We start from the raw sequence: 13765 nt of genomic DNA, 5'->3' as shown, positions 1-13765 counted from the left end.
TGTGTGAGAGCGGGCGCGAAGCTAACGCCCGAAAAGTGCTGAGACCATTAGTTACTGGCGGGATACCGGGCACATCCATGAATTCCCAAGACAAGATCGAGCCTCAGGCAGACAAGGCGTGCATGGCCGAGCCCCTCCTGAAGTTCTTCGCTCAGGAGTGGATGGCTCATGTCGTCGCGGCACTGTCGCGCCACGGCACGTTACGGTTCGGACAGCTCCGGCGAAGCTTGCCGGGGCCGATTTCGGCACGCGTCCTCTCTGCCCGGCTCAAGGCGCTCGAAGCCGGGGGATACGTGGCGCGGCGGGAGATCGAGGGGCGGGTCCGTCAGGTGGAATACAGGCTGACGGACTCGGGTCGCGCCATCGACCTCCTTCTGTCGCAGGCGGAAGCGGCGCTGTACCTCGAAGGCACGGCGGGCGCACTGGCTAGCGGGCGCTGACGGCGCCCACCTCTGGGGGTAGACCGCAGCATGTGGCGAACTTGAACGAGGCAGTTCCCATCGGTTCGATCCCTTGCCGGAAGCCCGAAGCGGGTCTGATGGGGCGGACTATGGCGGTGCAGTTCGAGCCCGTCTTGCCGAAAAGCCCGCATCCTTGAACGATGGGATTTCCCGAAAGAGACCCCGCTCGCTCAATGCCCGCGCCGCCACAGGCCGGGCGCCGATCCGGTGAGGCGCGAGAAGGTGCGCGTCATATGACTCTGGTCGGAAAATCCGCAGGTGATGGCGATGTCCGCCAGCGGCAGGCGGGAGCTCACGATGAGGTCGCGCGCGCGCTCCACCTTCAGGTGGAGCAGCCACTGGTAGGGCGTCAGCCCGGTTTCATCCCTGAAGCACTTGATGAAATGGCCGCGCGAGACGCCACAGGCCGCGGCGATGTCGGCGATGAGCACGTTGCCGTCCAGCCCGGCGGCGAGCCGTTCCTTGGCGATCGAAAACTGGCGTGGCGAGAGACCACCTGGCGTGCGGACGGCGGCGCCGTGATAGCGCGTCGCGACATGGGTCTGGATGGCGGAAACCACCTGGTCGAGAAACAGCGGCACCTGCCGATCGGGCGCATCCAGCATGGGCAGCAGCGCGCGAGACAGGCTCGCCAGCACCGGGTCGCGGGTGCCGGGCGTGCAGGAGAGGCATTCCGCCAGCGGCAGCCCCATCTCGCTGAACGTCTGGTGCAGCGCCGCGTGGGAGACCTCCAGCAGGAAGAAGTCGAACCCCGTCTCGATGTCCGCGCGATAGGTATCCGAGAACGAGCGGACGTAGCAGCTGTCCGGCTCGAAATCATAGGCCGCCGTCGCACCATCGGCGAAGATGCGGCGGCGGTGTCCGGCCGAGAGCGCGACGCCCAGCAACAGGCCCCGGCCGCTCGGCGGGGTCTCGACACGGCTCACTGCCGAGCCTTCGTGCTGCTTGCGGTAAACGACGAAGCCGGTGCCGACCAGTTCCTTCTGATCTTCGAGCGCCGCGACGGAACAGCCGAGGCTGTCGCGCCGGGTGATTGCACCGGGTCCCGCCGTGTCGAGTCGGGCCGTCATCTGAAGCCTCGGGGCTGGCTTGCTGGTGCGCGAACCTACACCAGATGCGGGACGGGTAAAATCAAGCGTTGTTGACCTAAGCAATAGAGAAAGGTCTGAAGCCGGCACCCACGGTGGGCGCCGGCTTCCGACCGTTCAGCCCGGGATCAGCTGCGTCGCCACCGCCGACAGGCCAATGCCGAAGGCGGCGGCGCCGGCAAGGCGCGGAGCCAGGGACGTGGGGGTCCAGGCGCGGCCCGACGCGACGAGGGCGACACCCGCGCCGATCACCGACTGCACCACCGCGAGGCCGGCGAGATAGGCGACGAGCTGGGTCGGCTCGGCGCCGACGATGGACTCACCGTAGGCGTAGCCGTGGAACAGGCCGGCGATGGCGAACAGGCCGATCCACACTCCGCGCATGGGCTTTTCCCGCCCGGCGGCGAGCATGCCGCCGATGGCCACCACGCTCAGCGCGATCACCGTCTCGGCGAACGGCAGGTTCACGAGCTGCACGTGCAGCATGACGCCGGCGATGGAGGCCACCACGAAGGCGACCGGCACGAAGGCGCCGAGCCCCATCACCCCGGCGATCAGGCCGGCGGCGACGATGAAGCCCAGATGGTCGAGCCCGATCACCGGATGGGCGAGGCCGGAGATGAAGCCTTCGCCGAAGGTCGCGGGAAGCCGCCCGCCCATGGCGTGGTGCGCCTCGGCGTTGGTGGCTGCGAGGAGGGGAAGGAGGGACAGGAGCGCGATCCTGCTGACGAAACGGGACATGATGTTCTTCCTTGCTCTGGATGGGTTGGAAGGGGGGACGGGTCTCAGACGGGGCTGCGCTCCGGCTGGGCAAGAGCCTGCTGAATGCGCGCCGCGCACAAGGCGGAGGCGTAGGCGAAGCAGGCGCCGAGGACCATGGAGAAGGGCACCAGCAGAAGCGCGTTGCGGCCCGAGAGGGACAGCATCGCGGCCGGCGTGAAGGCATCCGGGTTCTGGGTGAGGAACGCGAAGGTGGCGGCATAGCCATAGGTCACGGCCGGGATGGAGGAGAAGGCCGGGATGTAGGCGACGAGGATGTAGAGGGCGATGGACAGCCCCACGATGACGGCGCCCACCACCGGCCCGGGCGCGAGGGTGGCGAGGACCAGCCCCGTCGCCCACGCCACCGCGACGCCGAACACGTTCGAGACGATGGTGGTCCGGAACGCCGCGGCGTTGCCGCCCGAGTGGAAGAAGCACGCCCAGGCGATGAACGCCGCCCAGATGAGGAACGCCTGCGTGGACAGGAACAGCCAGGTGCACAGGCCTCCCAGCACGCCGACGCTCAGGGCCAGGGAAATGATCATGTCGAAGCCTCCGCTGAGGCGGTGAGACGAGCCTCTCCCGTTCCGGCGCGCGGGTGGTGCGCCGGGGGCAAGAGACGGCGATGCTTGCTGTCGTGGCGGCGGACCCGATGCGGCCCGCCGCCCGGCTCAGATCACCTCTTCGCGGGTCCGGTGGAGGAATTCCTCCGTCCTGCGATCGAGCTCCTCGGCGCTGACGAGGCCGCGCGCCAGAGCGAGCTTCTCGAACGCCGCCAGCCACTGCTGGTAGTAGTTCCAGGTCTCGTCATCGGGTGCGTGGGATTTGTCCCAGGTGCCGATGGTGCCAATCAGGCTCTGGCGGAAGTCCTCCCACTGGTAGGCCTTGGCCTCGGCAAGGGCGAGGGCCATGCCGAACGCGCGGCCCTGCCAGGGCTCCTCGAACTGGAGGCTCTCGCAATTGCGCGGGATGGCGCCGCGCCCGTCGAGCGATTCCACATAGATGTCCATGGCGGCGCTCCTTTCAGGCGGAGACGAGACCGAGGCCCTGCATGGCCTCGGTCGAGACGAGGGCGGCGAGCTTCTCCTCGGGCCAGCCCTCGGTGCCGGCGGGCCGCTCGGGGATCACGAAGTAGCGCACCTGCGCGCTCGAATCCCAGATGTCGATCCGCTTGTCCTCGGGCAGGCTCACGCCGAAATCGGCGAGCACGCCGCGCGGCTCGCGCACGATGCGGGCGCGGAAGACGGGATCCTTGAACCAGTAGGGCGGCAGGCCGAGCAGCGGCCAGGGCCAGCAGGAGCACAGGGTGCAGCAGACCACATTGTGCGCGGCCGTAGTGTTCTCCACCACGCGCAGGTTCTCGCCCTCGATGCCGTCCTTGAGGCCGAGTTCGGCGATGGCCTTGTTGGCGTCGGCGAGCAGGCGGGCCTTGAAGGCCGGATCGGTCCAGGCCTTGGCCACCACCTTGGCGCCGTTGAACGGTCCCATCTCGTGCTCGAAGAAGCGGATGACGCGATCGACCGTGTCGATGCCGATCATGCCCTTCTCGCGGAACAGGGATTCGAGGGCCTTGGTGCGGGCGGCGTAATAGCTCTCGCTCTCCCGCAGGTGGTGATGGTGTTCGTGGTCGTGGTCGTGGTCGTGGTCGTCGCTCATGATTTTCCGCTCTGGCTATTGGGCGCGAGGCCGGTTGTTGTGAGGAAGAATGAGATCAGGCGGCTTCGAGATAGACTTCGAAGCAGTCGTTGTAGAGAATGTCGCCCTTGTCCGGGATGTCCGACCACAGGTCGCGCGTCTTGAACTTGACGAGATAGACCGGCTGAGTGGTGGAGATGCCGTCGGTGGGCACGTTGTCGGCGTAGAGATAGGCGCCCTTGTAGACGGTATCGATCACGCCGACCTTGTTGCGCAGATAGCCCGGCAGCCGGGTGTGGACCGCCGGCGGCATGTCCTTCACGCGCACCTTGTCGCCGACCTTGAACAGGGGATCCACCGCCACGTCCCGATAGGGATTGGCGCCGGTGTAGAAATACTCGATCACCCGCTCGGTGACGGCATTGTCCCCGGAATTGGGGAGCGGCGCGTCGGGATACTCAAGAAAGTGCTTGGTGCGCTCCTCAAGCTCTTTTTCGGAAATATAGTTTTTCGCCACCAGGAAATGGCACATTCCGCCGAGCCATTTGATGTAATAGCGGTACTTGAAGTAGTCGAGCGGGCTCATGCCTTCGGCGAGAACCCGAAGATCCGGCCAGGCCCAGATGCCCGTGCCCATCATGGTGGTGTGGACCGCGAAGAGCTGGGCCTCCCACGGCTCCACGAACACGCGCTTCTCGACGGCCACGGGGCCGAGATTTTCGATGCCCCCGAGGAAATGTTGAACTTTCATGCCGACGCCTCTCTCTGCCATGCCTGCGATCCCAGGCGGATCGCGAGCCTCGGTTGATCCGCCCCTGCCGCCGCGACGGGCGGCCCGCGGAGCGGCGGAACACGAGGAGCGAGGCTTTCAAGGTCGACGAAGATGATCGCCAACGCAAAAAAGCCCGTCAGCACCTCGCTGCGGGCGGCTTTGCCACTGATCCATAAATCATGCTGGCGGCGTCTTGATGAGCGTCCTTGCTCGACGACCATGAAAACAGTGCGACGCAGCAAAAGAACTGTCAAGCGCGAATTTTGAGGCGCCGCCTTTAGCGTGGAAGACAGGATTTCAACCGCGGATACGAGCACCGACGCACATGGTATCGGCTCCCTCCATTTATGCCCCGCTCGGTGCGAGCCAGCCGCATTTGCGCTTGACACAGGGCCGGCGCACAGTCAGGCTAATTCGTAGGCGACAGGCAAGGATGCCTATTAAGTCGCCACTTGCGAACAGACATTCGGGACAGACCCCGTGGCGATGCAGCCCTCAGGCCGAACGGCCCGAGGGCGTTTTTGTTTGCGGCAAGGCCAGGCTGACCACGGCCACTTGCGGCAGGCGGACATCGAGCGGGGCCACCGGCAACGGACACCTGCGGTGAGGGAAATGGCGAGACCCAGCTATCGGATCGGCCTGATGTTCTCCACCACGGGGCCCTACAGCACGGTCGCCGGCGCCATGCTCAACGGCGCGCTGCTCGCCGTGTCGGAGATCGGCGAGGCAGGCCCGGTCGAGCTGGTGCCCGTGGTCGTCGATCCGGGCGGCGACCTCTCGCGCTACACGGCGCTGAGCGGCCAGCTCCTCGCCGAAGGGGTGCGCCATGTGGTTGGCTGCTACACTTCGTCGAGCCGTAAGGAGGTCATCCCCTGCTTCGAAAAGCATGACGGGATTCTCTGGTATCCCTCCCATTACGAGGGCTTCGAGAGCGCCGACAATGTCGTCTACACCGGCGCGGCGCCGAACCAGCATATCCTGCCGCTGATCGACTACCTCATGTCCACCTTCGGCGACCGCGCCTTCTGCGTCGGCTCGAACTACATCTGGGCGTGGGAAAACAGCCGCATCCTGCGCGAGACGGTGACGGCGCGCGGCGGCACCGTGGTGGCGGAGCGCTATCTCCCGGTGGGCGAGACGGACCTGCGCAAGCTCGTGGATGCGGTGATCGAGGCGCGGCCCAGCTTCGTCTTTTCGTCGCTCATCGGGGTCAGCGGTCTCGCCTTCCTCAGCGCGCTGCGCCACGCCTGCCTCGCACGCGGCATCGACCAGCCGGGCACCATGCCGGTGGCGAGCTGCAACCTGTCCGAGCCCGATCTGGACGAGCTGGAGCCGGAGGCCCGCGACGGCCACATCTCCTCCAGCGTCTATTTCTCGGCCCTGCGCAATCCGGTGAACGACGCCTTCGTCTCCCGCCATGCCGCGGCCTACCCCTCCGCACCGCTGACCTCGGCGGATGCGGAAGCCTCCTACATCGCGGTGAAGCTGCTGGCCGGCGCGCTGGCCGAGGCCGGCACCGATGAAATCCTCGCGGTGAAGGCCGCGGTGGCGCGCCAGCGGCTCGCCGCGCCCCAGGGCGATGTGTGGGTGGATGCGGAGACCATGCATCTCCATCTCACGCCGCGCATCGGCCGCTCGCGCGGGACGGAATTCGACATCATCCGCGAGGAGCCGGCGCCCATCCGGCCCGATCCCTATCTGGTGCGCTCCGCGCCCACCGACAGCTGGTTCGCATCCGCGCCGCGGCTGCGGGTCGCCAAGTAAGGAGCGGGCGAGCATGTCGCGCAACCTCCTCCAGAATTTCCGCGGCGCCCGCGCCCTCATTGTCGCCTCCGGCGAAGGCGGCATCGACACGCTTGAGAGCGTGCTCGGCAAGCTCGGCCTGGTGGTCGCCCGCGCGGATGCGCCGGAGGCGGGCCGCCGGCTTGACCTCGCCTCCGTGGAGGAGCGCGCGGACCTGCTCTTCATCGACGGCGATCTCGACAGCGTGCTGCCCTGCGACCTCGGCGCGGCCCGCACGCCGCCGGTGCCGGTGATCGGGCTGGTCGGCATCGAGGCGCCGGGCCGGCTGAAGGCGCTGATGAACCAGGGCGCAACAGCCTTCCTGCGCAAGCCGGTCTATGCCGGAGCCGTCTACACCACGCTGTTCCTCGGCGTGAACCAGTATCTGCTGCGCAAGGAGATGGCGAGCGAGCTGAACGCCCAGCAGGATCGCCGCCGCCGCCGCAAGGCGGTCATCAAGACCATTCTGCTGCTGATGGAAGAGCACCAGGTAGATGACGACGAGGCCTATGTCATGCTCCGCCGCGACAGCATGCGCCGGCGCCAGAGCCTCGAGGATTATTGCGAGGACTACATCTCCGGCCGGTCGAAGCTGACCGTGTCCTCGCCCGAAGCCGAGCCGCGCACCGCAGCCCGGCGCTGACCTTACCGACCCACATCCCGACGGAGCCGCCCGGCTCCGCGCACGTGGCAGCTGCCAGCGACGCCAGCCCGCCCGCGAGGAGAAGGCATATGTCCCGGCATCTGACACCGCCCCCCTATTCCCCGCCGGATCCGGCCTGGCTCGAAGGCTCCATCATGGCCGCCCGTGGCGAAGCCAAGGGGCGCGCCGGCGAGCGCTACGAGATCACCGAGGCGAGCCAGGGCAAGTATCACTACGTCTACGGCCCCTATGCCACGCCCGTGCTGCGCGTGGATCCGGGCGCGGTGGTGAGCGCCGAGACCCACGACGCCATGGAAGGGCAGATCAAAAACGAGAGCGACAAGCCGTCGGAAATCCTCAACTTTCCCTTCCTCAACCCGCAGAACGGTCCGATCTTCGTCAACGGCGCGGAGAAGGGCGACTGCCTCGCCGTCTACATCCACGACATCGTGCCGCGCGGGCCGCAGCCCATCGGCACCACCTGCATCATGCCGGAGTTCGGCGGCCTCGTCGGCACGGGCGACACGGCGATCCTCAACGCGCCTTTGCCGGAGATCGTGAAGAAGCTGCACGTGGATCCTAAGACCGGCGTGCGCTGGAATGAGCGAATCAGCCTGCCCTATCAGCCCTTCATCGGCACCATCGGCACGGCGCCGGAGATCGAGGCCATCTCCTCCCTCGTCCCGGACTATTACGGCGGCAACATGGACCTGCCCGATGTCGCCCCCGGCGCCGTCATCTACCTGCCGGTGCATGCGCCGGGCGCCCTGCTCTATCTCGGCGACTGCCACGCGACGCAGGGCGACGGGGAACTGTGCGGATTCGCCATCGAGCATCCCACCGTGACGACGGTTCAGATCGACCTCATCAAGGGGTGGAATTTCCGCTGGCCGCGGCTGGAGACGCACGACCGCATCATGACCATCGGCTCCGGCCGCCCCATGGAGGATGCGGCCCGCATCGCCTATCGCGAGCTGGTGCGCTGGATGGCCGCCGATTACGGCTATGACGAGCTGGAGGCCTACATGCTGCTGACGCAGGCCGGGCATCTGCGCGTCGGCAACATGGTGGACCCGAAATACACGCTCGGCGCCTCCGTCGACAAGACGCTCCTTGGCGCGGCCTGATTCGGGCGCGTTGGCAACGGCTCCGGCGGTCACCCGATCGCCGGAAGCCTCCGGCCGGACCGTCTAAGCCCGCAGGTCGTGCCACTCGGGATGGCGACGGAACTGCGCGGCCACATAGGAGCAGAGCGGGGTGATCTTGAAGCCCTCGGCGCGGGCGTCGGCGATGAGGGCATCCACCAGCCGCCCGGCGATGCCGCGCCCCTCGAAGGCCGGCGGGACGCCGGTATGGGTGACGACGCGCGATCCATCGCCGGCGCGCTGGTAGCTAAGCTCGGCCTCCGCCCCGCCACCGAGGCGGATGACATAGCGGCCCCTGCTCGGGCCGTCCTCGCGCTGAACCTCGTGGTGAGCATCTCGGCTGGCGTCGCTCATCGTACCTCCGCTGGTCGTGCTGGCTCCGACCATAACGGCAAGACTACCCCATCAGTTCATTTGGCGCGCCAGACGGCGAGTGCCCGGAACGCATCGGCCAGTATCTCCTTGGACAGCGGCTGCACGAAATTGCGCAGGTAGGGCGCGGTGTCCCACGACACGGAGACGATGCCATCCACCACCGCATCGGTCGCGACACCGAAATCCTCCAGCGCGCGCGGCAGGTTGAGGCGGGCGTAGAAGGCCAGTATGTCGGCCATGAAATCGGCGTCCCTCCCCTCCGCCAGCAACTGCACCAGAAGCCCGAGGGCCACCTGCTCGCCATGCAGCGCGCGCGCAACCTCGGGCACCGTGGAGAAGCCGCGCGTGAGCGAATGGGCGATGGAGAGCCCCCCGCTCTCGAAGGCGAGGCCGGACAGGAGAATGGTCGCCTCCACCACCCGCTCCACCGTTTCGTTTGCCGTCTTGCGCGCGACAGAGGCCACCGCCGCCTCGCCATCCTCCCGGATGGTGCGGTAGCAGGCATCAGCAATGGTGACGGCAAGCGCGGTGGGGCGGCCTTTGAAGAAATTCAGCCCACCAGCGGCAGCACACTGCGCCACCTCGAATTTCTTGGACAGCGCATCGCCGATGCCCGCCACGAAGAAGCGCGCCGGCGCCTGCACGATGACGGACGTATCCACCAGCACCGCATCGGGATTGGCATCCATCAGCCGCACTTCGCTCAGCACGTGCTCGGCGGTGTAGACCACCACGAGGCGCGAGGTGGGGCTGTCGTTGGAGGCGATGGTGGGCACGATGACGAGGGGCACGCGCAGCGCGATCCGCACGCCCTTGGCGGTGTCGATGGCCTTGCCGCCGCCGACGCCGATCACCACATCCGCGCCAGCGGCCCGCGCCGCCGCGGCGAGCTTGTCGATCTCCGCTGCCGTGCATTCCCCGCCGAAGGTAGCGAAGGTGACCGCCTCGGCCTCCGCCAGCTCGGCCTTCAGGCGCGTACCCAGCAGATCCATCACGATGGCATCGGCCACCACGAAGGGCCGTTGGCCGTGCAGGCGCACCAGCGCTCCCAATTCGCCAAGCGCCTCAGGCCCCTGGATGTAGCGGGCCGGAGACCCGAACGCGCGTACGCTCATGCGTCACCCCAATGGAAATCGCGCTTGCCGCCGTCCATGCAGATCAAGGCGCCGTTGATGAAGGCCGCCTGCGTGGAGCACAGGAAGGCGACGAGCGCGCCCACCTCCTCCGGCTGGCAGAAGCGGCCAACGGGATTCTGGCCGGTGATCACCGCCCTTTTCTCCGGCGAGAAGGTGGCGATGAAATCGGTGGCCACATAGCCGGGGGCGATCGCGTTCACGGTGATGCCGTCGGCCCCCACCTCCTTGGCCACCGTGCGGGTGAAGCCGAGCACGCCGGCCTTGGCAGCCGAGTAGTTGGCGACGCCCGGACGCCCGCCGCCGGTAACGTTCATGGACGAGGTGTTGACGATGCGGCCGAAGCCATTCACGCGCATGAGCGGAATGGCGTGCTTGCTGCACAGGAAGGTGCTGCGCAGATGCGTGGAGACGATGATGTCGAAATCCTCGATCTCCATCTCCGCCACGCGCCGCCCGAGATGGCGCCCGCCGGCTCCCGCATTGTTCACAAGAATATCGAGCCGCCCGAAGGCGCCTGCCGCCGCGGCCACCACGCCGGCCGCGCCAGCCTCGTCGGCAACGTCGCCCGGCGCCGCAGCCGCCTCGTGCCCGGCCTGCCGCAACTCCTCGGCGCAGCGGGCGGCGGCTTCCGCATCGATGTCGTTGATGACGATGCGCGCCCCCTCGGCGGCGAGCGCCAGCGCCTCCGCCCGGCCGATGCCGCGCGCCGCGCCGGTGACGAGGGCGACCTTGCCCTGAAGTCCCAGATCCATGTCGATCTCCGATCAGCCCTTCACCGCGCCGGCGCCAAGCCCCTGGATGAAGTATTGGCTCAGCAAAGCGAAGGCGCCGAACAGCGGCAAGGCGATGAGGGTGGAGCCGGCCATGATCTCGCCCCAGCGCAGGTCGAACGAGCCGACCATGGAGGCGAGCCCCACCGGCACGGTCTTGTTGGCGTCGGAGCCGATCATGATGAGGGCGTAGGTGTAGTCCGTCCACGACAGGAGGAAGGAGAAGATGGCCACCGTGATGAGCCCCGGCAGCGACAGTGGCAGCACCACCCGCAGGAAGGCGCCGAGCCGCGTGCAGCCATCCACCATCGCCGCCTCTTCCAGCTCGAACGGCATGCTCTTGAAGAAGCCCCACAGGAACCACACGCCGAGCGGCAGCGTGAGGGTGAGGTGGGAGACGATGACGCTCGCCAGCGTATCGCCGAGACCGAGCTTGGCGAAGATGGAGAACATGGGAATGGCGATGAGCAGCGGCGGGAACATGTAGGCGTAGAGCATCGCCCCCACGATGATCCCCTTGCCCCGGATGCGGTGGCGCGTGACCGCGTAGGCGATCATGATGGAGAACACCATGGTCACCACCACCGTCACCGCCGCGACGATGAGCGAATTCAGGAACTGGGAGGGATAGTCCGTCAGCTCCAGAAGGTTCGTATAGTATTCCCAGGTGAACGGACCCGGCAGCAGCGACGTGGAATTGATGAGCGCCTGCGGCGCGCGGGTGGAGGACACCACCATCCAGTAGATGGGAAAGGCCGAATAGACCGCGATGAGCAGGGCGGCGCCATAGAGCGCCACGCGGCCAGCGAGCGAGCGGGGGGAGCGAGACATTGCGGCATCACTCCGTATCGAGCGGGAACAGGCGGAAATAGATGAACACCACCAGCGAGAGGATGGCGAAGGAGATGGTCGCCACCGCCGCACCGCCGCCGATGTCGAACTGCCCGAAGGCCTGCTTGTAGGACAGGATGGCGAGATGCTCCGTGGCGCCCACCGGGCCGCCCTGGGTAAGCAGCCAGATGACGTCGAACTTGTTGAACATCCACACCGCGCGCAGCAGCACGATCACCGTGAGGATCGGCTTCAGCATGGGCAGGGTGATGTGGAAGAAGCGCTGCACGGCGTTGGTGCCGTCCACCTTCGCCGCCTCGTAGAGAGACGACGGCACGGTCTGCAGCGCGGCGAGGAAGGTGGTGGTGACGAAGGGCGTCCACATCCACACGCTCACCAGGATCACCGAGGCCATGGCGGCGCCGGGGCTTTCGAACCATTGCACCTGCGGCAGGCCGAGGGCGGACATCATGGTGGTGAGCACGCCGATGGAGCCGTCCACCATCCACTTGAAGGTCAGCACCACCACCACGGTGGGCAGCAGATAGGGCAGGATGGAGAGGCCGCGCACGATGTTGCGGCCGGGGAAGACCTGGTTCAGCACCAGCGCGAAGCCGATACCCAGAACGACCTGGAAAACGATGGTGCCCAGAGAATAGATGAAGCCGTTGATGAGCGCGCGCCAGAACACCCATTGCGAGAGCATGCGGGCGTAATTGTCGAGCCCCGCCCATTTGGGCGCGCCGACGAAGGAATCCATCTGGTAGAAGCTCAGCGACACCGCATAGACCACCGGCGCCACGATGAGCAGCGCGGTGACGGCGAGGCCCAGGAAGAGGAAGGAATAGATCGTCGCTTTGGAGCTCACCTGCGGCGCCTCGCTGGAGCGGCTTTGACCTTCGGGGTCAAGACAGGAACGCCCGGCCCGAGGGCCGGAGCGGGGGAGAATGGCCGGCAGACCACGATCGGGGCAGAGCCTGCCGGCCTTGCGTCTTCGGACAGAGCCCTCAGGACGCAGTCAGGAGGCGATCACCTGCCGCATGCGGTCGGCCGCCGTCTTCACGCATTCGGCGGAAGACATGCCCTTCAGCACCTTGTTCTGCAGCATCTCCGGGAAAACGAAGGCCTCGAAGATCTTGCCCGGCTTCAGGCTGGGCGAGGGGCCCTGCGTGTCGATGGAGGTGAGGATCATGTTCTTGTCGGTGAGGAACGACTTCATCATCTCCACCGCCCCATTGTGCTTCTCGATGAGCGGATGAGCCCGCCAGCGCGCATCGTCATAGACATCGAGGCGCGGCGGCTGGAAGTGCAGCGGCGCGGTGTGGAGGAAGTTGATGTACTGGTTCTCCGTGAACCATTTCATGAACTTCATGGCCTCGTCGGACTGCGGCGTCTTCAGCACCACCCAGCCGTCATAGCCGTGGTTCACCGCCTGATGCTTACCGGCGGAATCCATGTAGGGCATGATGCCGTACTTGTCGGCGAGCGCGGGGTTGTTCCGCTCGATGGTCTCGATGATGCGGCCGGCATAGGCGGTGTGCGCCACCTTGCCCGAGGTGAAGTTGGACAGCACCTCGCCGAAGCTCGCCTGGCTCGTGCCGGACGGCATGGTCTTGTAGAGATCACCGAAGAAGTCGAGATAGCGGCTCGCGCGCGGCGCCATGTCCGCATTGTCGAAGATGATGTTCCACTTGTCGTCGAACAGCTTCACGCCCTCGGCCCACATGAAGCCGGGGGAGAGCCAGTTGGTGGCGCCGTTCGAGCCGATGGGGAACAGGGCGCCGGACGTGCCGTCGCCATTGAGGGCCTGGCTGTTCTTCAGGAAGCCGTCCCAGGTCTTCGGTACCTCGAGCTTGTTCTTCTCGTAGAGATCCTTGCGGTAATAAATCCAGGCGAGGTTGTAGTCGTAGGGATACCAGTAGACCTTTCCATCCACCGGGAACAGGATGTTCGGACCCCACTTGTACTTGTCCGTCAGCTCGTTGAGCGGCATCAGCTGCCCCTCGGAGGCGAGGATCAGCACATGCCCGACGAAGGCGAAGGTGGCGATGTCATAGGGCGTGCCGCCGCGCAGCGAGGTCGTCACCTTGGTGAAGATGCCATCGAGCGGCACGGAATCCACCACCACCTTGGTGCCGAACTGCTTTTCGTATTCCGCCGCCGCCACCTTCAGCGCGCGGATGCTGTCGATGGAGGTCTCGGCGTTGAGGAAGCGGATGGTCTTGGTGCCCTGCGCGCGCACCACTGCGGGGGCCGCGAGCCCACCCGCGGCGATGCCGGCACCGAATGCCCCGACGCTGAGTGCTCCGGCGCCCTTCAAAAGGGTCCGGCGTGACAGCCCGTCCTTCTTGATCTCGTCCATGGC

General features: G+C 66.6%; 17 protein-coding genes. 4 read left to right on the top strand and 13 right to left on the bottom strand.

All coding sequences use genetic code 11. The features are described 5' to 3' along the window. The first annotated feature begins 77 nt into the window (after window positions 1-77). Window positions 78-440 carry a winged helix-turn-helix transcriptional regulator gene (locus V5F63_RS03825; RefSeq protein ID WP_394101628.1) on the top strand — a complete coding sequence of 121 codons (363 nt, stop codon included), beginning with the start codon at window positions 78-80 and terminating at the stop codon, window positions 438-440. A gap of 191 nt (window positions 441-631) precedes the next feature. On the opposite strand, the gene V5F63_RS03820 is transcribed toward V5F63_RS03825, so the two are convergent. From V5F63_RS03820 to V5F63_RS03790, 7 genes are all read right to left on the bottom strand, one after another. Then, window positions 632-1531, bottom strand: coding sequence for a helix-turn-helix transcriptional regulator (locus V5F63_RS03820; RefSeq protein ID WP_394101627.1), 900 nt, complete (start codon window positions 1529-1531; stop codon window positions 632-634). 135 nt (window positions 1532-1666) lie between these two features. After that, complete coding sequence (locus V5F63_RS03815) at window positions 1667-2290, bottom strand: HupE/UreJ family protein (RefSeq protein ID WP_209487781.1); 624 nt, start codon at window positions 2288-2290, stop codon at window positions 1667-1669. A gap of 44 nt (window positions 2291-2334) precedes the next feature. Next, window positions 2335-2856, bottom strand: a complete 522-nt coding sequence (locus V5F63_RS03810; RefSeq protein WP_394101626.1) for a DUF1097 domain-containing protein — start codon at window positions 2854-2856, stop codon at window positions 2335-2337. Between the two features lie 126 nt (window positions 2857-2982). Continuing rightward, window positions 2983-3321: a nitrile hydratase accessory protein gene (locus V5F63_RS03805; RefSeq protein WP_209487779.1), complete on the bottom strand. Its 339-nt coding sequence runs from the start codon at window positions 3319-3321 to the stop codon at window positions 2983-2985. Between the two features lie 13 nt (window positions 3322-3334). Beyond that, window positions 3335-3967, bottom strand: coding sequence for a nitrile hydratase subunit alpha (gene nthA / locus V5F63_RS03800; protein WP_209487778.1), 633 nt, complete (start codon window positions 3965-3967; stop codon window positions 3335-3337). 55 nt (window positions 3968-4022) lie between these two features. Next, on the bottom strand, window positions 4023-4697 hold the full coding sequence (gene nthB / locus V5F63_RS03795; protein WP_394101625.1) for a nitrile hydratase subunit beta: 675 nt from the start codon (window positions 4695-4697) through the stop codon (window positions 4023-4025). Then, window positions 4694-5035: a hypothetical protein gene (locus V5F63_RS03790; protein ID WP_209487776.1), complete on the bottom strand. Its 342-nt coding sequence runs from the start codon at window positions 5033-5035 to the stop codon at window positions 4694-4696. Before V5F63_RS03790 ends, nthB begins: the two co-directional genes overlap by 4 nt. Before the next feature lie 295 nt (window positions 5036-5330). Between V5F63_RS03790 and V5F63_RS03785 the strand changes: the two genes are divergently transcribed. The 3 genes from V5F63_RS03785 (at window position 5331) to V5F63_RS03775 (ending at window position 8270) form a co-directional block, all read left to right on the top strand. Continuing rightward, on the top strand, window positions 5331-6482 hold the full coding sequence (locus V5F63_RS03785) for a transporter substrate-binding domain-containing protein (protein ID WP_209487775.1): 1152 nt from the start codon (window positions 5331-5333) through the stop codon (window positions 6480-6482). A gap of 13 nt (window positions 6483-6495) precedes the next feature. Then, window positions 6496-7143 carry an ANTAR domain-containing response regulator gene (locus V5F63_RS03780; protein WP_394101624.1) on the top strand — a complete coding sequence of 216 codons (648 nt, stop codon included), beginning with the start codon at window positions 6496-6498 and terminating at the stop codon, window positions 7141-7143. An 89-nt stretch (window positions 7144-7232) separates the two neighbouring features. After that, complete coding sequence (locus V5F63_RS03775) at window positions 7233-8270, top strand: acetamidase/formamidase family protein (protein WP_209487773.1); 1038 nt, start codon at window positions 7233-7235, stop codon at window positions 8268-8270. 63 nt (window positions 8271-8333) lie between these two features. Here the strand turns inward: V5F63_RS03775 and V5F63_RS03770 are convergent, their stop codons facing one another. The 6 genes from V5F63_RS03770 to V5F63_RS03745 all read right to left on the bottom strand — a co-directional run bounded on the left by V5F63_RS03770 (window position 8334) and on the right by V5F63_RS03745 (window position 13762). Then, entirely contained in the window at window positions 8334-8642 is a 309-nt protein-coding gene (locus V5F63_RS03770) for a GNAT family N-acetyltransferase (RefSeq protein ID WP_209487772.1), read from the bottom strand. A gap of 56 nt (window positions 8643-8698) precedes the next feature. After that, entirely contained in the window at window positions 8699-9778 is a 1080-nt protein-coding gene (locus tag V5F63_RS03765; RefSeq protein WP_394101623.1) for a glycerol dehydrogenase, read from the bottom strand. Further along, window positions 9775-10551 (bottom strand): SDR family NAD(P)-dependent oxidoreductase, encoded by a 777-nt coding sequence (locus V5F63_RS03760; RefSeq protein WP_394101622.1) that lies wholly within the window; start codon window positions 10549-10551, stop codon window positions 9775-9777. Before V5F63_RS03760 ends, V5F63_RS03765 begins: the two co-directional genes overlap by 4 nt. Window positions 10552-10563: 12 nt before the next feature. Further along, window positions 10564-11400 (bottom strand): carbohydrate ABC transporter permease, encoded by an 837-nt coding sequence (locus V5F63_RS03755; protein WP_209487769.1) that lies wholly within the window; start codon window positions 11398-11400, stop codon window positions 10564-10566. Between the two features lie 7 nt (window positions 11401-11407). Further along, a complete protein-coding gene (locus tag V5F63_RS03750; RefSeq protein ID WP_209487768.1) occupies window positions 11408-12268 on the bottom strand; it encodes a carbohydrate ABC transporter permease in 861 nt (286 codons plus the stop codon). 150 nt (window positions 12269-12418) lie between these two features. Then, window positions 12419-13762 (bottom strand): ABC transporter substrate-binding protein, encoded by a 1344-nt coding sequence (locus V5F63_RS03745; protein WP_394101621.1) that lies wholly within the window; start codon window positions 13760-13762, stop codon window positions 12419-12421. Window positions 13763-13765: the final 3 nt, after the last annotated feature.

It is taken from the genome of Xanthobacter wiegelii (genome assembly GCF_043193855.2).
GTDB classification, from domain to species: Bacteria; Pseudomonadota; Alphaproteobacteria; order Rhizobiales; family Xanthobacteraceae; genus Xanthobacter; species Xanthobacter flavus_A.
The sequence above is the reverse complement of the archived record's forward strand: the minus strand, read 5'-3'. Positions and strand labels throughout refer to the sequence as shown.